This window comes from Corynebacterium heidelbergense (assembly GCF_028609845.1).
Classification (GTDB): Bacteria; Actinomycetota; Actinomycetes; order Mycobacteriales; family Mycobacteriaceae; genus Corynebacterium; species Corynebacterium heidelbergense.
Genome location: NZ_CP063191.1, coordinates 917,430 through 936,104 on the forward strand (window position 1 = coordinate 917,430; position 18,675 = coordinate 936,104).

Here is an 18,675-nt window from a genome sequence, read left to right on the forward strand (position 1 = left end):
GAGACGGATTCGTGGCCAGGTCCCGCCTTATGCTCAACGAGAGCGCAGGCGGGGCCGCATGGCCCCTCGCGGGGCCAGCTTCTCCACGAATTCACCACACCGGAACGGTGGCCTAACCAGACATGTTGGCTCTATCCCTGGCCCTGGCAGTGCTCGGCTTCGTAGCACTGCTGGGGGCTTTGTATTTCGGGTCCACGGTGTGGGCCTGGGTGTGTGTGGCGGTAGCGGCCGCGGGCATAGCCCTCCTCATTGTGGAATGGCGCCAATCCCGGCGTAACCCCGGCCGAGCTTCCGGGGAGGGGCGTCCCAAAGCCAAACCACGGCCGATACGCACCACCGGGCCGAACCGCCCGGCGCAGGAGGAGGACAAGATCCCCACCAGCTCCGAGCGGCTCAAGGCCTACTCCAAGCGCTCCCGCGCCCAGGGCAGCCGCCGACGTTGGCGCTGAAACTTCCGCTCCCCACCGGGGTGCCGGGGGTTCCCCTCCCGAAGATCGCAGGAGAGGGCGGCCGGTAGGGGACTGCAACACTGCGGGGGGTTACCATGGCCCCGCTTGCATTCTTTTCCCCATTTTCCTCTATCCCGTATGTGCGAAAGAGGGCCAGACCTACGTTTTTCTAGAAAGAGGGTAGTTTTCCATGAACACGCCCGCAGGCGGGGCGTACCCGCGCGAGGACATGACCGGCGGTTCCAATTCCTTCCCCACCATGGAACAGGAGGTGCTGGCGTACTGGGCTGAGGATGAGACCTTCGCCCAGTCCATCGCGCAGCGCGAGGGCCAGCCGGAATATGTCTTCTACGACGGGCCCCCTTTCGCCAACGGTCTGCCGCACTACGGCCACCTGCTCACCGGATACGTCAAGGACATCGTGCCGCGCTATCAGACAATGCGCGGCAAGAAGGTCTCCCGCGTCTTCGGCTGGGACTGCCACGGCCTGCCCGCCGAGCTGGAGGCGGAAAAGCAGCTAGGGATCTCCGATCGCTCCCAGGTGGAGGAGATGGGGATGGCGGAGTTCAACAACTACTGTGCCTCCAGCGTCCTGCGTTACACCGACGAATGGAAGGCCTACGTTACTCGTCAGGCCCGGTGGGTGGACTTCGACAACGGCTACAAGACGATGGACCTGGACTTCATGGAGTCCGTCATGTGGGCCTTCAAAACCCTTTACGACAAGGGGTTGATCTACCAGGGCTTCCGCGTCCTGCCGTACTCCTGGGCCGAGCACACTCCGCTGTCCAACCAGGAGACCAAGCTCGACGATTCCTACAAGATGCGCCAGGATCCCACCCTGACGGTCACCTTCCCCATCACCGGGGTGCGCGAGGGCTCCCAGGCGGACCGGGACCTCGTGGGCGCCTACGCTCTGGCCTGGACTACAACCCCCTGGACCTTGCCGAGCCACCTGGCCCTAGCCGTCAACCCCAGCGTCACCTACGCCCTGGTCCGCTCCGGCGAGCAGCGCTACCTTCTGGCCAAGGACCTCGTCGGCTCCTATGCCAAGGAGCTGGGGGAGGACCACGAGATCCTGCGCGAGCTCCCGGGCAGCGAGCTTGTCGGCCTGACCTACACCCCGCCGTTTAGTTACTTCGCCGACCACCCCAACGCCTTCCAGATCCTCGCCGCGGATTACGTCACCGTGGAGGATGGCACCGGCATCGTCCACCAAGCCCCCGCCTTCGGTGAGGACGACATGGACACCTGCGCCCGGGCCGACATCGACCTCGTCATCCCCGTGGACACGGACGGCAAATTCACCGAACAGGTCCCTGATTACGCCGGCCAGCTCGTCTTTGATGCCAACAAGAACATCATCAGGGACCTCAAGCAGGCCGGGAGGGTCTTCCAGCACAAGACCATCGAGCACTCCTACCCGCACTCCTGGCGCTCCGGGGAGCCGCTGATCTACATGGCGCTGCCCTCCTGGTTCGTGGCCGTGACGAAGTTCCGGGACCGGATGGTCCAGCTCAACTACGAGGGGATCGAGTGGATCCCCGCCCACATGCGCGACGGCCAATTCGGCAAGTGGCTGGAGGGTGCCCGGGACTGGAACATTTCCCGCAACCGCTACTGGGGTTCCCCCATCCCAGTGTGGGTCTCCGACTCGGCCGAGTACCCCCGGGTGGATGTCTACGGCTCCCTCGCGGAGCTGGAGCGGGACTTCGGCGAGCGACCGGCCAGCCTGCACCGCCCGGACATCGACAAGCTGACCCGCCCCAACCCGGACGACCCCACCGGCCAGTCCACGATGCGGCGCGTACCGGAGGTGCTGGACTGCTGGTTTGAATCCGGCTCCATGCCGTTTGCCCAGAAGCACTACCCCTTCGAGAACAAGGAGTGGTTCGACACGCACTCCCCGGCGGACTTCATTGTGGAGTACTCGGGGCAATCCCGGGGCTGGTTCTACACACTGCACGTCCTGGCGACCGCTCTGTTCGACCGCCCGGCGTTTACCACGGTCGTGGCCCACGGCATCGTCCTTGGCGATGACGGCCTGAAGATGTCCAAGTCCAAGGGCAACTACCCGGACGTCAACGAGGTGTTCGACCGCGACGGCTCCGACGCGATGCGCTGGTTCCTCATGGGATCCCCCATCCTGCGCGGCGGCAACCTCATCGTCACGGAGCAGGGCATCCGCGAGGGCGTGCGCCAGGCCATGCTGCCGATGTGGAACGCCTACTCCTTCCTGAGGCTCTACGCCTCCACCCCCGCGCAGCGCAGCACTACCTCCGACAATGTGCTGGACCAATACATCCTGGCGAAGTTGCGCGAGGTGGTGGCGTCCATAACAGACCATATGGACCGGACGGACATCGCCGCAGCTACCGATGACATCCGGCAGTTCTGCGACGCCCTGACGAACTGGTACGTCCGCCGTTCCCGGGAGCGGTTCTGGGCCGGTGACCAGGTACATCCGGAGGCCTTTGCCACTCTCTACACGGTGCTGGAGACGCTGACGCGGATTACCGCCCCCTTGCTGCCGATGACGAGCGAGGTCATCTGGCGCGGGTTGACCGGCGGGCGCTCCGTGCACCTGACCGATTGGCCCAGCGCCACCGAACTGCCGGAGAATCCACAGTTGGTGGCCGCCATGGATAAGGTTCGCGCGATCAGCTCCGCCGCGTCCTCGCTGCGCAAGGCCCACAAGCTGCGGAACCGTTTGCCGTTGCCCATGCTCACGGTCGCTCTTCCGGACGCCAGGGACCTCGCGCAATTCCAGGACATCCTCGGCGACGAGGTTAACGTCCAGCGGGTGGAGCTGACCGAGGACGTCGCCGCGGTGGGACGTTACGACGTGGTGGTCAACGCCCGCGTCGCGGGACCGCGGCTGGGCCGAGACGTGCAGCGGGTCATCAAGGCGGTCAAGGCCGGAAACTACGAGGTGGACGCCGACGGGGCCGTGGTGGCGGACGGAATCGCCCTGACCGAGGGGGAGTACACCCGGCGGCTCGTAGCCACCGACCCGGACCACACCGCGGAGATCCCCGGCTACCCCGGCCTGGTGGTGCTGGATACCACCACCACCGAGGAGCTGGAGGCTAAGGGCTGGGCGGCGGATCGGGTGCGTGCCCTCCAGGACGCTCGCAAGGCCGCCGGACTGGAGGTGAGCGACCGGATCACGGTGACGATGAGCGTGCCTGAAAACATGCTGGCCTGGGCTGAGAGGCACCGGGAGTACATCGCCGGGGAGGTGCTGGCCACCGAGTTTAGCGTGAGCACGGACCAACAGCTGCCGGTGGACCTTGCCGATGGGTGCAGCGCGGAGATCTCGCGCAGCTAAGCGCGCGCCTCCCCGGGGGGTGTGGCGGCCGGGCGGTGGGGCCGTTGTAACATAATCTTCACTTAAGGCCGACTCGACGGGTGCGGGTGGGCCTTTCGTGCTGCTCAGGGGCATATTTGCAGCGGGTTAGGGGGTGGCAGGGGGGTGGACTTTCCCGATTGTTGGAAGTGCGCACTGTCGGCACCCCGGGCGTATAGTGACCGCAGCTAAAACTAGCGACCAGGCAAGACAGTCCTCTCCCTTTAAGGCACGAAAGGGGTTGTGGCACCCATGGCACAACCAGAATCGGCGCGGCACACCGCACCGCCGAACACCTCCAACGGTTCTTTCCTCACGGCAGACCAGGACGGATACCACAAGGGGCTCACCACCCGGCACATCCAGATGATCGCCATTGGTTCCGCTATCGGAACCGGGCTCTTCCTCGGCGCCGGTGGTCGGCTCGCATCTGCGGGCCCCTCCCTCATCCTCGCCTACCTCGTGTGCGGCTTTTTCGCCTTCCTCGTGCTCCGCGCGGTTGGCGAACTCGTCCTCCACCGGCCCAGTTCTGGGGCCGTGGTGAGCTACAGCCGCGAGTTCCTCGGGGAATCCCCGGCGTACTTTATCGGCTGGATCTATTTTCTGTGCTGGGCGTTGACCGGCATTGCGGATACCACCGCCATTGCAACGTACTTGCGATTCTGGCCGATCTTCCAATCGATCCCACAGTGGGTGCTGGCATTTGCCGCGCTGCTCGTTGTCCTGGCCCTCAACACCATTTCGGTGAAGGTCTTCGGCGAGATGGAGTTCTGGTTCTCCCTGTTGAAGGTCGTTGCGATCATCGCCTTCCTGTGCGTCGGCCTGTACTTCGTGCTGACCGGCCACGTCGTCGAAGGCCAGGCGGCTGGGCTGCACAACATCACGAGCCACGGCGGCTGGTTCCCCAATGGGTTGCTGCCCATGGCGTTCGTGACCTCCGGCGTGATCTTCGCCTACTACGGCATCGAGATCGTTGCCACGGCCGCCGGGGAAACCAAGGACGCTAAGCACGAGATGCCGCGCGCCGTGAACAACGTCGTCTGGCGCATCATCGTCTTCTACTGCGGCTCTGTGTTCCTGCTGTCCATGCTGCTGCCCTACACGGCATACTCCAGCGGCGAATCCCCGTTCGTCACGTTCTTCTCCAAGGTGGGCGTGTCCCAGATCGGGGACGTGATGAACTTCGTGGTCATCACCGCCGCCCTGTCCTCGCTCAACGCCGGGCTGTATTCGACGGGCCGCATCATCCGGACGATGGCCCACGCCGGTGCTGCGCCGGAACGTCTGGCCAAGATGAATTCGCACGGTGTGCCCTTCGGCGGGATCGTGCTGACGTCCGCCGTCATCGTCATCGGGGTGGTGATCAACTACCTCAACCCCGGCAAGGCCTTCGATATCGCCATGAATATGGTCGCGGTGACCATCGTGCTGGTTTGGTCCTTCCTGCTGATTTGCCAGATGCGGCTGAAGGCCGCTGCCGACAAAGGCCTGGTGGAGCGGCCGAGCTTCCGGATGCCGTTGTCCCCCTTCTCCAACTGGGTGACCCTGGCCTTCCTCGCCGCGGTGATGGTACTCATCGCCGTGGGCGACGACATCGGACGGTGGACCGTGATCGCGGCTGTACCGGTACTTGGGCTCATTGCCGCCGGGTGGTTTCTGGTGCGCAACCGCATCGACCGTCGGCGTTCCGAGCACGAAGCTGGCGAGCTGGAGCCCACTGCGGTGTAACTGCAACCACCGGCTAGCATCTTCAGCTATGCCTCGCTGGGTCGCCCACATCGACATGGATGCGTTCTACGCCTCCGTGGAGCAGTTGACCCGGCCCACTTTGCGCGGCCGCCCCGTCCTCGTCGGAGGATCGGGCGGCCGCGGTGTCGTTGCCGGCGCCTCCTACGAGGCCCGGGCCTACGGGGCCCGCAGTGCCATGCCCATGGGGCAGGCCATCCGCCTGTGCCGGTCGAAAGCCGTGGTGGTGCGCCCCCGCGCCGTCGTCTACGCGGCCGCCTCGGAGCGGATCTTCCAGGTGCTCCGGGAACACTCCGGTATCGTCGAACAGCTTTCGGTGGACGAGGGCTTCGCCGAACCGAAGGTGGAGACCGCAGAGCAGGCCCGGCGGTGGGCCGAACAGTTGCAGGGGGCGGTGGAGGAAGAAACGGGGCTGCCCTGTTCCATTGGTCTGGCGCACACCAAGATGGACGCCAAGATGGCCAGCGATATCGCCAAGCCCCACGGCATCACGGTGGTGACCGATCGAGAAGAGCTGTTCTACCCGCGACCAGTGGGGGAGGTGTGGGGGATTGGAAAGGTCGCGCAGTCCCGTCTGCGGGCTTTGGGGGTGCGCACTATCGGGCAGCTCGTCGCCATGGATCCCCGGGACGTGGAAGCCACCCTCGGGTCCGTGGGCCTGGAAATCCAGCGCATGGCCGCGGGGCACGACGAGCGGCCGGTGGCGCCCCGCGGGCGGGCCAAGCAGATCAGCGCGGAGCGCACCCTGGCCACGGATGCCCGCACCTACGCAGAGGCCGTGGACGTGCTGGAACAGACCGCACAGCATGCCCACCGGCGGTTGCTGAGGGACGGGCGGGCGGCGCGCACCGTCACAGTAAAGACCCGCTCGGCAGACTTCAGCCTGCACACAAAGTCCAGCACGCTCGGGGTGCCGACGGATAACTTGCCGGTCCTGCTGGCCGCCGCACGCCAGTTGCTGAGCCGACCGGAAGATACTGGCGCCATTCGCCTCGTCGGGGTGGGGTTCTCCGGCCTCGTGGACAATCGGCAGGAGGCTCTGTTTCCGGATTTGGGAACGGCGGGAGTGGCCGCGCCGGGCGGGGAGGGGGCGTTGGTGAGCGCAGTTACGCCGGGCGGGGAGGGCGAGTCGGTGAGCGCCCCGGAGCCACCCCCCATCGCGGTGCCAGGGGTTGCGGTGGATCCCCAACTCACCTCCGGAAGTCCCGCGAACTACTCCGGCACCCCCACACCCACGGTGAACCCGGCTGCATCACCGACGCGGTGGGAAGCCACCCGGGACGTCTACCACCCGGACTACGGCCATGGGTGGGTGCAGGGTTCTGGGGTGGGCCGCGTGACAGTGCGCTTTGAAACGCGGGCCACCGGGCCCGGCCGAATTGTCACCTTCCCGGTAGAGGACGAAAAGCTCCGCTTCGCGGATCCCCTGGACAGCTTGGCCTGGGGTTAGTGCGTCGGCGCGCCCGCCGACGAACGGTTTCTCTGTCGCTCCACGGCTAGCTCGCACAGCAACTTGATGCGAGCCTGAGCGGGGCGCAGGGTGCCCCCGGAGCGCACACCCGCTCGCTGCAGCTCGGCACCACCCCCCGGTCCCCCGTAGCGGAAGTGGACCCCTCCGGCGGGAACTCGGGAACACACAACGATAGGACCGGCAAAGCGGTCCAACGTCCCGCGCATCGCCGGGGGGATATTGCCGGAGCCCAGCGCGACGACGACGAGCCCATCGGCGGCCGGGTCCACGGCGGACCCGTCGGCACCTGCGTAGGCCGGCACGATATCCACGCGTAGCCCGGCTAGTGGTGCCAACTGCCCCAGTGGTGCCGGCGCGGGGCCCTCGATGCGGGGGTCGTAGGCACACCCGAAACCAGCGTCTGCGGTGGTGTGGTTCTTGGTCGCGCCGTAGGCGGGGACGATCTGGCCCCCGAAGCAGACCACCGGCCGAGTGTGCTTGCCCAGGGGGATGTCCAGGGCTGCCCGCAGATTCGCGGGCCCGTCGGGCGCACAGTCATCGGCGGGACGCTGTGCCCCGGTGAAGATCACGGGCGCGCCCGGTTGAAGTAACCGGTCGGCGGCCATTGCCGTTTCCTCCAAAGTGTCCGTTCCATGGGTCACAATCACCCGATCAGCACCCTGGTCACGGGCCCCGGCGATCGCCGCGAGGATGCGATCGATATCCGACAGGGTGAGTGCGGACGAGTCCAGTTGGGCCACGTCAACGACCCGGATCTCTTGGTGCTCTGAATTCGTATCTACCCCTGCATTTTTTAGGACGCCCCTCCCACCTAGTGTGGGCCGCAGATCCCCGTGGGAATCCTGTGTGCACGCGATGGTTCCGCCGGTTGCCAGGAGCACCGTGTAGCCCGGAGACCGCGTGGTCGGAGCAGTGGCCGGACCAGGGGCCGGACTGGTGGTCTGTCCAGTGGAATGACCGGTTGGGCGATCGGCGGCGGGGCCGGGCAAGGGTGATGGGGAAGTGGGCATAGCTTTGCAGGGTAGTTGCCAGCGGCGTTGCGATGTGTACCATCTGCACAGAAGAACCCGGGGGTACGTTGCGCCGGAAGTAGTCGAGCAAGAGGAGAACACACGTGAAAACCACACGGGCGATGGCCGTCATCGCCGGGTTGTCTCTGGCCCTGGTGGGCTGCGGCAACAACGAGGATTCTCAGCAGCAGACCACCGCCTCCAATGAGGCCACGGCTCCCAGTGCAAGTGAGTCCGCTCTGCCTTCTGCCGCACAACTGCAGGACATCTTGAACAAGGCGGCGGATCCCCAGGTGCCGACTGATCAGAAGGTTCAGACGGTTGTGGGCGGGGAGCAGGCTCCGGCGATCTTCGATGCGCTGACCGCCTCGCGCGAGCAGACAAAGGCGCAGCTTCAGGTCGTAGACCCGGTGCTACCGGGGATCCTGCCGAATACCGTCAGCGCCACTGTGAATCTGGTGCTGCCAGAGCGGGAACCGCAGGTCATCAGCGGAGTGGAGTTTGTTAACGACGGGGGGACGTGGAAGCTGGACCAGCGCTGGGCATGTTCCCTTGTGGAATCCGCCCTGCCGGATCAGGTCCCGCCGCTGTGTAAGGAGATTGCCAACCAGCGCCCGGCACCGGACGGGGGAGCCCCCGCACCGGCCCCTGCGCAGGAGGGCCAACCGGCTCCCGCCCCTGCCCCGGAGGGTCAGCCCGCGCCGGCTCCGGCTCCGGCACCGGAGGGTCAGCCTGCGCCGGCCCCAGCTCCGGCGCCCTAAGTCCGCCAGACACGGCTGCTCCGTGACTGCAGCACCGCCCCCGTGCCGAGGTCAGATGACTCGACGGGGGCCGCGGCGCCTTAGAGGCAGCAAGAATTCAATACCGCCCGCCCTAGGGCCGGGTGGGCTGCCACTGGGACTTCCCGGTGCTGGTCTGCACGACCCTTGTGGGGCTGCCTTGCTTGCCATAGGTCACGTCCGTAGTCACGGTGATGTGGCCCTGAGTCGGAAGCGCTCGGGTGAGGTCGAGGGTCACCTGCCCCGAAGAGGAACTGTGGACGTCTTGTACCTCTAGATCCGTCCCGGGCAGGCTCGCCACCGCAGGTTTGCGTTGAATGTCCACGTCCAGCGTGACGGTGGAACCCTGCCGCTCCAACAAGGTGTACGTGGTGGTCTGTTGCATGGAAACACCATCGTCTACCCGGCTCGAGACCTTCCACTGGGCCCCGCGGCCCACCGGTTCGGCGGGGAAGACCAGGGGAAGTTGGTTCATCTGCGTCAGGGATTCCTCCACCCCGGCCCGCGCACTGGTCGATGCAGACTCGGGGGCGGCGAAGGAGCGAGTTTGCGGGCGGCCGTCAACGGTGGACTGGGTGGTCATCACGAAGCCCTTGGCGGTAGCGATGTCGGCGTTGCGCTGCTCATTGTCGCCGGTGGGCGTGCCCACCGTCACCTTGGTGGTGCGTGTTTTCCCGTCGCTGTCCACGCTGGCGGTGAGCGGTAGCAGCATCGTGGTTTCCTGGTAGGGCACGGCGTCCACGCCCGGGGCCTGGGGACCGTTCGACGGTGTCGGTGACGCACTGCTGTTCTCGGAGCTCGAGCCCGACCTCGGATCAGAGCTCTCGGTGCGCTGGGCTAGGCCCTTGGTCGCGGAGAAAGTGACGGATTGTTCACCGTCGGAAGCAAACCACACCAGCGGTTCCGTGGGATCCTCGCCGGGGGAGATTAGCTGGACGTTCACGCCGTCCACCGGCGCGCTCACGGGCGCGGAGTCCTTACTTGGGTTATCCGAGCAGGCGGCGGCAAACCCCGACAGCGCCACAAGGGCGGCTGCGGCAATGCGCTTCGTGCGGGCTGCGTTCACACTGCAAGAGGGTAGCAGGCAGGGCGGATGGGTCCGTCAGCGCGCGGTGGGGAGATTGCCAGGGGCAGGTGGGGCATTAGACTCGATCGGGTGAAACACCGCCGCTGCACCGCCACCGCCCTGACGTTGATGTCTGCGGTGGTGTTGATCGACCAGGTCAGCAAACTGTGGGCCGTCCACGCTCTTACGCCGGACAAGCCCCTGCCGGTGCTCGGTGAGTGGTTCCGCCTCTACCTTGTGCGCAACCCTGGGGCGGCCTTCTCTATGGGCACTCAGGTCACGATCGTGTTCTCGCTCATCCAACTGGCAGCGGTCATCCTCTGCTTAGTGTTGTCGCTACGCAGCCGCTCGATGTGGTCCGCGTTGAGTATCGGTCTCATCGGTGGGGGAGCGGCGGGGAACCTGCTGGACCGCATCTTCCGCTCGCCGGGCGGAATGCATGGCCATGTGGTGGACTTCTTCAGCTTCTGGAGCTTTGCCGTCTTCAACGTCGCAGATTCCGCGATCACTGTGGGGGTGGCGGTGTACCTGCTCTACTCCCTCGTGGTGGAACCGGCCCGCACCCGCCAGGTGGCAGTGGCTGCCGAGGGGCACGGGGACCTGTCCGTCGAAGGGGGAGCGGCGGCGCCCGCCGGTGGGAAAAAGGAGGTGCACGGCTAATGCGGGAATCCAAGATGCTCCCCGTCCCCGACGGTTTGGCGGGCCTGCGGGTGGACGCGGGCCTATCCAAGCTACTGGGTCTGTCCCGAACCGTCACCGCCCAGTTGGCGGAGGCCGGGGAGGTCCGCCAGGACGGCGTGGTCGTCGGCAAGTCCGCCCGCCTGCTGCCCGGTTCCTGGCTGGACGTCCTCCTGCCCGAGCCGCAACGCGATCTCGCTGCGGAGCCGCCCAGGGAAGTGGAGGGCATGGACATCCTCTTCTCGGATGACGACGTCATCTGCGTGGACAAGCCCGTGGGCGTTGCGGCCCACCCCACCCTCGGCTGGGAGGGACCGACGGTGACCTCCGGTCTGGCCGCCGCGGGTTTTCGGATCTCCACCTCCGGCCCCCCGGAGCGCAAGGGAATCGTGCAACGACTGGATGTGGGAACCTCCGGGGTCATGATCGTGGCCGCCAGCGAGCGGGCCTATACCCAGCTCAAGCGTGCTTTTCGCAACCGGGAGGTCACCAAGACGTACCACGCCCTCGTCCAGGGGCATCCCGATCCTTCCGCGGGGACGATCGACGCCCCCATCGGCCGTCACCACTCCGCCGGTTGGCGCTTCGCGGTGCGGGAGGACGGTAAACACGCGGTGACCCACTACGAAACGCTAGAGGCCCATCGGCAGGCCAGCTTGTTGCGGGTGCGCCTGGAAACGGGCCGTACCCACCAGATCCGCGTGCACTTCGAGGCACTCCACCACCCGCTGTGCGGCGATCCGATGTATGGCTCGGACCCGGAGCTTAACGCCCTGCTGGGGTTGAACCGGCAGTGGTTGCACGCTGTGTCCCTGGGGTTTACTCATCCCAGCGGCCAGTGGATGACGGTAAAATCGCCCTACCCGGAGGATCTGGATCGGGCGCTTACCCGGTTGAGGGAGGCCAACGGTGGTTAAGCCAGCAGGGGATTCCGGCGGCTCTGCTGGCTCCCGTCGCCCGCCCGGCGCGGCTGCGGCATATCGGGCCAGGGCTTCCCAGGCGGTGGCGCGCGATACCCGCCGGAGCCGGCAGTTGGATTGGCAGGCCACCCGCCGCCCGGCGTGGGTCATGTGGGTCTCGGCGGTATGTACCGCCCTGCTGGTCCTCGCGGTGGTTGCGCTGAGTCAATCCGATCGAACCTCCCGGGTTCCGCTGCCGATGGGGGACCAGCTTGGCCCAATCGGGATGGAGGGGCGGGAGTACCAGCAGTTCGCTGACCGGCAGCTCGCGAGCATGCAGGGCGAGGAACCCCGCTGGGCGCTCGTCACCCCCGATGCGCCCTGGGACGCGGGCGGGCTCAAGGCGGCGTTGGGGGATGTGCCGGGGCGGGTGAGCACGCTGCTGGTGGGCCCCAATGTGCAGTGGGTGTTGCCGGAGCCGGTGGCGGGGCATACCCGCGCGGAGGTGTTCGACCGGGCCCTCGCGGATCTCTCGGCTAAGGCGGGTTTGCGCCCGGGTGATCCACGCCGGGTGGTCGTCAATGGCGTGCTCATCCGCGCCACGCCGGATGTTCTTCGGGGTGTCGACGCCAAGACGGGGGTTCGCCTCGTAGAGCCCGCCGATCCGGGGGCGATCTACGGGCGGATGGGGGTGCGGGCAGATGTCCCCCCGCAGGACGCGGCGCCGGACGTGGGAGGATCCGTGGACCTGGACGGGGTCTTGCGCACTGGTGGCCAGAACCAATACTCCGGGGCCCTGTAGGGGCACACGCAGATCCCGGTTCGTCGGCCGACTACAGCCCGAAGATCCGGTCCACTTCGCCGTTGCGGAAAACTCCGGTGGGATCCACCTGGGCCCGCAGCTCCGCCACGGCCGGCAGGTCTGCGTGGCGCTCCAGCAACTCCTCGTGGGTACAGGTGTGGATTTTGCCCCAGTGCGGCCTGCCACCGGCGGCTTTAAGAATGGGCTCGATGTGGCGGAACAGCGCCCGATAGTCGTCGCGGTGGAACCGGTGGACGGCGATGTAGCACGTTGTCCGCCCCTTGGCGGTGGACAGGGGCACGTCGTCCGCGGCGGCTGCGCGCACCTCGATGGGGAAGAGCACCCGTTGGTCGCAGGTGTTCATCGTGCGTTGCACTTCCGCTAGGACCTCGGGGGCGTCCTCGAGGTCGATGGCATACTCCATCTCGTTGAAGCGGACCCGCCGGGAGGAGACGAAGACGTCGTGTGCGAGGTCCGAGTACTCCCGCTGGGCGAGCGTCGCGGCCCCCAGCCGTGCGAGGGGTCCGGTGGTGCGGGGCAGGACGGTGGCGAGGTTGCACATGGCCCCGAAAACCACGTTGTTCAGCAACTCATCCTCGATCGCGGCCTTGAGGGGGGAGATGGGCTGGGTGGGGTGGTCGGCGGGATGCCGGGTGTTCGTTTTCACATGGGCCACATCGGTTCCCGGGAACCAGTAGAACTCCACGTGGTCTGCCGCGTGCACGCGGTTGGGGAAGTTCCGGGTAATGTCCGCCACGGGCTCGGCGTGTTCTCGGGCGGCGAGGACAAAGCTGGGGGCGACGTCCATGTCGACCTGGGTGACAATGCCCAAGGCCCCCAGCCCAATACGCCCGTAGTGGAACAAATCCCGGTCCAGCTTGTCCGGTGCATCGGGGTGGGCCTGGCGAATCTCCCCAGAGGCCAGGGCGATCCGGAAGCCGCGAACCAACCCGGCGAAACCCGTGTAGCCCACGCCGGTGCCATGGGTGCCGGTGTTGATTGCCCCGGTAATGGACTGGGGGTCCACATCGCCCTGGTTGGGCAGGGCCACCCCGTGGGGCCGCAGCAAGTTCGGGATCTTGCGCAGGCGGGTGCCGCCCGCAAGGGTTACCCGGCGCGCCGCAGGATCCACCCCCACTAGCCCCTGCATGCGATCGAGGTTCACAAGGACCCCTTCGGTGGCGGCCAGTGCCGTGAACGAATGTCCCGCCCCCACTGCCCGCACCCGCTCGGCGCTGCGGGCGGTGGTGGCCAACAGCTCGGCGAGTTGGGCCTCCCCGCGGGGTTGAACGATGTCTTGCGGGGTGGCGCGGACCACGCCGGACCAGTTGCGCCAGCGCCCCCGTCCCCTTCGCAAGGTGGTGTTGATCCCTGCTTGCAGCTCGCTCACGATGTGCTACTCACCCTTTCCCGGGAAATTTGTTGCGGTGCTCGCTATCGTTTTCCTTCTTCCCATTAGGAGAAGGCGTACCCCGCACCGCGGTACGTAGCCCAGCGGTCGACGATCCGACCGGCGCTAACGACCACTACATGGTTGTAGAATTCGCTGGCCTCCCCAGCCTTTGCGTGGCGGAACCACACGTGGTCGCCGAGGTTCAGCCCCGCTGCCGGCGCGCCGGTCAGGGGCGTCTGCACCTCTCCTGGCCCCTCCAGACGGGCATAGGACAGGCCCGGGGGGAAATCGACGGTGGGCAGACGATCCCGCCCCACCGGCCCCGAGGCCACCCGGCCGCCGCCGGCCACCGTGACCGTCCGCGGGTTGGGGCGGCGCACGACGGGCAGCACGAACCACAGGGCAGGGCGCGGGCGGAAGGACCGATAGTGGTCGAACAGACCCGGGCCGATGACCCCGGAACCAGCGCCGATCTCAGTGATGACCGCCTCCCGGTGGGTGGACTCGATGCTGCCGGTGCCGCCGCCGTTGACGAACTCCAGCTCGTCCCTGCCACCAGCGGCGGCGAGCGTTTGCTGAACCGCCCGGACCACCCGAGCCCGCCGGCGGCGCAATTCCGCCGCGGACACCCGCTTCATGGCACGGACGGCCCACCCAGTATCTGCCGTTCCCGCGATCTGCCCCTCGTAGGCCATCACACCTCGAAGGCGCAGCCCGTCGCGTCGCAGAATCTCCGCCGCGAGGTTAGCCACCTGGGCCGGCCGGCGCAGGGGGGAGCGCAACCCCCCGAGGCGTGCCGGGCCCACGGCAAGGCTGGCGTCCACGTCGATGCACACCTGAATATCCGGGCGGCCGCCGGGGGGACACGCTGCGTTCATGGCGTCCAGATGATCCATCGAATCGACCATGAGCGTGATCGCCGCCGCACGGCGCGGATCCGAAACCAGCGCGCGCAGGGCGGCTGCGTGCACAGTGGGGTAGGCCACTACGACATCGGTGGACATCGACGTATCCACTAGCCAGCAGGCCTCCGCGAGGGAGTACGCGAGGATCCCGCGGAAGCCCTCCTGGCGAAGAACCCGCCGCATCAGCTCCGGGATGCGGATGGACTTGCTGGCTAGGCGAATGGGCGTACCTGCAGCTCGAGCTGCCATGTCCCGGGCATTTGCGAGGGCGGCATCTACGTCGAGAACCGCAAAGGGGGCGTCCAGGTGGGCCACGGCAGCTCGGACCGACTCGGGCGGGTGGGGATCGGAGGGTTGCCTCTCGGATGTCTGCGTGGTTTTCCGGCCCCCGTCAGACGGGTTTCCCGGGTGGGAAGCACGGGTGGGGTCGGCCGAATTCATGCCCACCGATTCTAGATTTCCTTGCACTGCTATGTCCCCTACTTAGCCGCTGACGGGGAAAGATTGCGCCCGGAATGCGAGAAATTGGGTGTCCGGTGAGGCCGCTAAGATAGCGCAGCATGAGCGGCTCCTCCTTCGTCCACCTCCACAACCACACCGAGTACTCCATGCTGGACGGCATGGCCAAGGTGGACCTTCTGGCCGAAGAGGTCAAACGCCAGGGCATGCCCGCCGTGGGCATGACCGATCACGGCAACATGTTCGGAGCCGATGCCTTCTACCGGGCCATGACCGCCGCGGACATCAAGCCCATCATCGGCATCGAGGCCTACCTGGCCCCGGACTCCCGCTTCAACATGGATCGCGTGCGCTGGGGAAACCCGGAGCAGAAGAAGGACGACGTCTCCGCCTCCGGGGCCTACCTCCACCAGACCATGATTGCGGAGAACGCCACCGGTCTGCGCAACTTGTTCTACCTGTCCTCCATGGCCTCCTACGAAGGACAGTTGGGCAAGTGGCCCCGGATGGACGCCGAGCTCATCGCGGAGCGGGCGGAAGGAATCATCGGCACCACCGGGTGCCCCTCCGGGGACGTGCAGACGCGGCTGCGTCTCGGCCAGTTTGATAAGGCCCTCGAGGCCGCCGCGATGTGGCAGGACATCTATGGCAAGGACAACTTCTTTCTCGAGCTCATGGATCATGGGCTGGACATCGAAAAGCGGGTCCGCGACGACCTGCTAGAGATCGGCCGCAAGCTCGAGCTTCCCCCGCTGGTGACCAACGACTGCCACTACGTCCTGCAGCCCCAGCACAAGGCCCACGAGGTCATGCTGTGCGTGCAGACCGGGTGCACCATGAGCGAACCGACCGTGGACCAGGGCGGTAAGCGCTTTGCGTTCACGGGGGACAGCTACTACATTCGCTCGGCCGCGGATGTTCGGGCCCAGTGGGATCACATCGTGCCGGAGGGCTGTGACAACACACTGTGGATCGCGGAGCGGGTCGGGGACTATTCGGAGGTGTGGGCCGAGCACCCCCACGACCGGATGCCCATCGCCGACGTCCCCGAGGGGCACACGCCCACCTCCTGGCTGCGCCACGAGGTCCTCAGCGGACTGAGCGAGCGATTCAACGGTGGGGACGTTCCCCAGCACTACTTGGATCGGGCCGAGTACGAGATCAGCGTGATCGACATGAAGGGGTACCCCTCCTACTTCCTCATCGTCGCTGAGCTCATTAAGTACGCCCGCAGCGTGGGAATCCGGGTGGGCCCCGGGCGTGGTTCTGCCGCCGGGGCGCTGGTGGCCTACGCCCTGACGATCACCAACATCGACCCCATCGAGCACGACCTGCTTTTTGAGCGCTTCCTTAACCCGGAACGCCCGTCTGCGCCGGATATCGATATCGACTTCGACGACCGCCGCCGGGGCGAGATGATCCGGTACGCCTCCGATCGTTGGGGTGAGGACAAGATCGCCCAGGTCATCACCTTCGGCACGGTGAAGACCAAGCAGGCGATCAAGGATTCGGCCCGGGCCCACTTCGGTCAGCCGGGGTTCCAAATGGCGGATCGGATCACCAAGAAGCTGCCGCCCGCCATCATGGCCAAGGACATCCCCCTATCCGGCATCATGGATCCCCAGCACGAGCGCTACGCCGAGGCCGCCGAGGTGCGCGAGCTCATCGAGACGGACCCGGACGTGAAGAAGATCTACGACGACGCCCTCGGCTTGGAGGGCGTGATCCGGCAGGCGGGCGTGCACGCCTGTGCCGTCATCATGTCTTCCGTCCCCCTGCTGGACTGCATCCCCATGTGGAAGCGCAAGCAGGACGGAGCCCTCATCACCGGCTGGCCCTATCCCGCCTGCGAGGCCATCGGCCTGTTGAAGATGGACTTCCTGGGTCTGCGCAACCTTACGGTCATCGGCGATGCCATCGAAAACATCAAGGAAAACCGCGGGGAGGACCTGGACCTCGAAGCGCTAACAACCGAAGACGAACCCACCTACCAGCTACTCGCCCGGGGGGAGACCCTCGGCGTTTTCCAATTGGACTCCAGCGGCATGCAGGACCTGCTGAAGCGCATGGCCCCCACCGGGTTCAACGACATCGTCGCCGCCCTCGCGCTATACCGCCCGGGGCCGATGGGGGTAGGGGCGCACTGGGAGTACGCGGATCGCAAGAACGGCCGCAAGCCCATCGTGCCCATCCACCCGGAACTGGCCGAACCCCTCGAGGAGATCCTGGAGGAAACCTACGGGCTGATCGTCTACCAAGAGCAGATCATGCGTATCGCCCAGAAGGTGGCGAATTACACCGCCGGCCAGGCCGATGGCTTCCGCAAGGCCATGGGTAAGAAGAAGCCGGAGGTGCTGGAAAAGGAGTTCGTCGCCTTCGAAAAGGGCATGCAGGATAACGGCTACTCCGCGGCGGCGATCAAGACGCTGTGGGACACGATCCTCCCCTTCGCCGGATACGCGTTCAATAAGTCGCACGCCGCCGGCTACGGGCTGGTGAGCTTCTGGACGGCCTATCTCAAGGCCAACTACACCGCCGAGTACATGGCTGCGCTGCTCACCTCCGTGTCCGATAAGAAAGACAAGTCGGCGATCTACCTGGCGGACTGCCGCCACCTGGGCCTGCGGGTGCTCTCCCCGGACGTCAACGAGTCCAAGTACACCTTCCAGCCGGTGGGCTCGGATATCCGGTTCGGCCTGGGCGCAGTGCGCAATGTGGGCGAGGACGTCGTGGAATCCATCGTCCGGACCCGTGAGGACAAGGGGGAGTTCAAGGACTTCTCCGACTTCCTGGATAAGATCGAGGCCGCCGCCGCGTCCAAGCGCGTCATCGATTCGCTCATCAAGGCGGGGGCCTTCGATTCGCTCAACCACCCTCGGAAGGGCCTCGTGCTCATCCACGAGGATGCGGTTGATGCGGTGATCTCCACGAAGAAGGCCGCCGCGAGAGGGCAGTTCGACCTCTTCGCGGGGCTGGAGGAGGAGTCTGCCGGGGACGTGTTCCGCGTCAACGTCCCCGACCAAGAGTGGGAGCGGAAGCACAAGCTCGCGCTCGAGCGGGACATGCTGGGGCTCTACGTCTCCGGGCACCCCCTCGACGGTTTCGAAACGGCCCTGGAAGCCCAGGTAGATACGCCGCTGACCACCGTCCTGGCGGGGGAACTGCCGGACAACAAGGACATCAAGATCGGCGGGATCATCTCCTCCGTCGACCGCCGGGTGGACCGCAACGGTAGCCCCTGGGTCATCGCCACGGTGGAGGATCATCATGGCGCCCAGGTTGAGCTGCTCGTCTTCCCCCGCACCTACCAAATGGTGGCCCCCCACCTGGTGGAGGACAACATCATCCTCGCCAAGGCCAGCATCAAGTACCGCGACGACCGGATGAGTGTGTTCTGTCAGGACCTCAAGCCCGCGGAGCTGAGCACCGGAACGGGAACCGGCGTGCCGCTGCGCCTCAACATCAGGGTGGACCAGGTGACCAAGGACAATATCGACCGGCTGCGCCACGTCCTCCAGCGCAACCGAGGGGACTCGGATGTGTACCTCACCGTCGTGGACGGGGAAGAGGAAGTGCAGTACATGCTGGACCCCTCCATGCGGGTCAACAAGTGCGCAAACCTCATGGGGGATCTCAAGGCCAGCACGTGGGAGGGCATTTTTGCCTGAG

At 66.2% G+C, this 18,675-nt stretch carries 13 protein-coding genes; 9 read left to right on the plus strand and 4 right to left on the minus strand.

Features of this window, described 5'->3' with window-relative positions:
- Positions 1 to 122: 122 nt before the first annotated feature.
- The 4 genes from CHEID_RS04060 to CHEID_RS04075 all read left to right on the plus strand — a co-directional run bounded on the left by CHEID_RS04060 (position 123) and on the right by CHEID_RS04075 (position 6,994).
- A complete protein-coding gene (locus CHEID_RS04060) occupies positions 123 to 449 on the plus strand; it encodes a hypothetical protein (RefSeq protein ID WP_112769438.1) in 327 nt (108 codons plus the stop codon).
- Positions 450 to 639: 190 nt separating this feature from the next.
- On the plus strand, positions 640 to 3,780 hold the full coding sequence (gene ileS / locus CHEID_RS04065) for an isoleucine--tRNA ligase (protein ID WP_112769437.1): 3,141 nt from the start codon (positions 640 to 642) through the stop codon (positions 3,778 to 3,780).
- 270 nt (positions 3,781 to 4,050) lie between these two features.
- Complete coding sequence (locus tag CHEID_RS04070; RefSeq protein WP_112769436.1) at positions 4,051 to 5,526, plus strand: amino acid permease; 1,476 nt, start codon at positions 4,051 to 4,053, stop codon at positions 5,524 to 5,526.
- Positions 5,527 to 5,554: 28 nt separating this feature from the next.
- Positions 5,555 to 6,994, plus strand: coding sequence for a DNA polymerase IV (locus CHEID_RS04075; RefSeq protein ID WP_273661328.1), 1,440 nt, complete (start codon positions 5,555 to 5,557; stop codon positions 6,992 to 6,994).
- On the opposite strand, the gene CHEID_RS04080 is transcribed toward CHEID_RS04075, so the two are convergent.
- Positions 6,991 to 7,896: an asparaginase gene (locus CHEID_RS04080; protein ID WP_238599424.1), complete on the minus strand. Its 906-nt coding sequence runs from the start codon at positions 7,894 to 7,896 to the stop codon at positions 6,991 to 6,993. The genes CHEID_RS04075 and CHEID_RS04080 overlap by 4 nt on opposite strands.
- 233 nt (positions 7,897 to 8,129) lie before the next feature.
- Here CHEID_RS04080 and CHEID_RS04085 point away from each other — a divergent pair, with 233 nt between their 5' ends.
- Entirely contained in the window at positions 8,130 to 8,786 is a 657-nt protein-coding gene (locus CHEID_RS04085) for a WKL family lipoprotein (RefSeq protein ID WP_238599422.1), read from the plus strand.
- Positions 8,787 to 8,898: 112 nt separating this feature from the next.
- Here CHEID_RS04085 and CHEID_RS04090 read toward each other — a convergent pair whose 3' ends face one another.
- Positions 8,899 to 9,870 (minus strand): DUF6263 family protein, encoded by a 972-nt coding sequence (locus CHEID_RS04090; RefSeq protein WP_112770249.1) that lies wholly within the window; start codon positions 9,868 to 9,870, stop codon positions 8,899 to 8,901.
- A gap of 90 nt (positions 9,871 to 9,960) precedes the next feature.
- Here CHEID_RS04090 and lspA point away from each other — a divergent pair, with 90 nt between their 5' ends.
- The 3 genes from lspA to CHEID_RS04105 are packed head-to-tail and all read left to right on the plus strand — an operon-like array spanning position 9,961 to position 12,249.
- A complete protein-coding gene (gene lspA / locus CHEID_RS04095) occupies positions 9,961 to 10,530 on the plus strand; it encodes a signal peptidase II (protein ID WP_238599423.1) in 570 nt (189 codons plus the stop codon).
- Positions 10,530 to 11,465: an RluA family pseudouridine synthase gene (locus tag CHEID_RS04100; protein ID WP_112770251.1), complete on the plus strand. Its 936-nt coding sequence runs from the start codon at positions 10,530 to 10,532 to the stop codon at positions 11,463 to 11,465. The genes lspA and CHEID_RS04100 overlap by 1 nt, the downstream gene beginning before the upstream one ends.
- Positions 11,458 to 12,249, plus strand: a complete 792-nt coding sequence (locus CHEID_RS04105) for a hypothetical protein (RefSeq protein WP_181645973.1) — start codon at positions 11,458 to 11,460, stop codon at positions 12,247 to 12,249. The genes CHEID_RS04100 and CHEID_RS04105 overlap by 8 nt, the downstream gene beginning before the upstream one ends.
- A 31-nt stretch (positions 12,250 to 12,280) precedes the next feature.
- Here CHEID_RS04105 and CHEID_RS04110 read toward each other — a convergent pair whose 3' ends face one another.
- Complete coding sequence (locus tag CHEID_RS04110) at positions 12,281 to 13,639, minus strand: D-arabinono-1,4-lactone oxidase (protein ID WP_273661334.1); 1,359 nt, start codon at positions 13,637 to 13,639, stop codon at positions 12,281 to 12,283.
- Positions 13,640 to 13,704: 65 nt separating this feature from the next.
- Positions 13,705 to 14,988, minus strand: coding sequence for an alanine racemase (locus CHEID_RS04115; RefSeq protein ID WP_273661336.1), 1,284 nt, complete (start codon positions 14,986 to 14,988; stop codon positions 13,705 to 13,707).
- 119 nt (positions 14,989 to 15,107) lie between these two features.
- On the opposite strand from CHEID_RS04115, the gene dnaE reads away from it, so the two are divergent.
- The gene (gene dnaE, locus CHEID_RS04120; protein WP_112770048.1) at positions 15,108 to 18,674 is read left to right on the plus strand and encodes a DNA polymerase III subunit alpha; all 3,567 of its coding nucleotides are present in this window, start codon (positions 15,108 to 15,110) and stop codon (positions 18,672 to 18,674) included.
- Position 18,675: the final 1 nt, after the last annotated feature.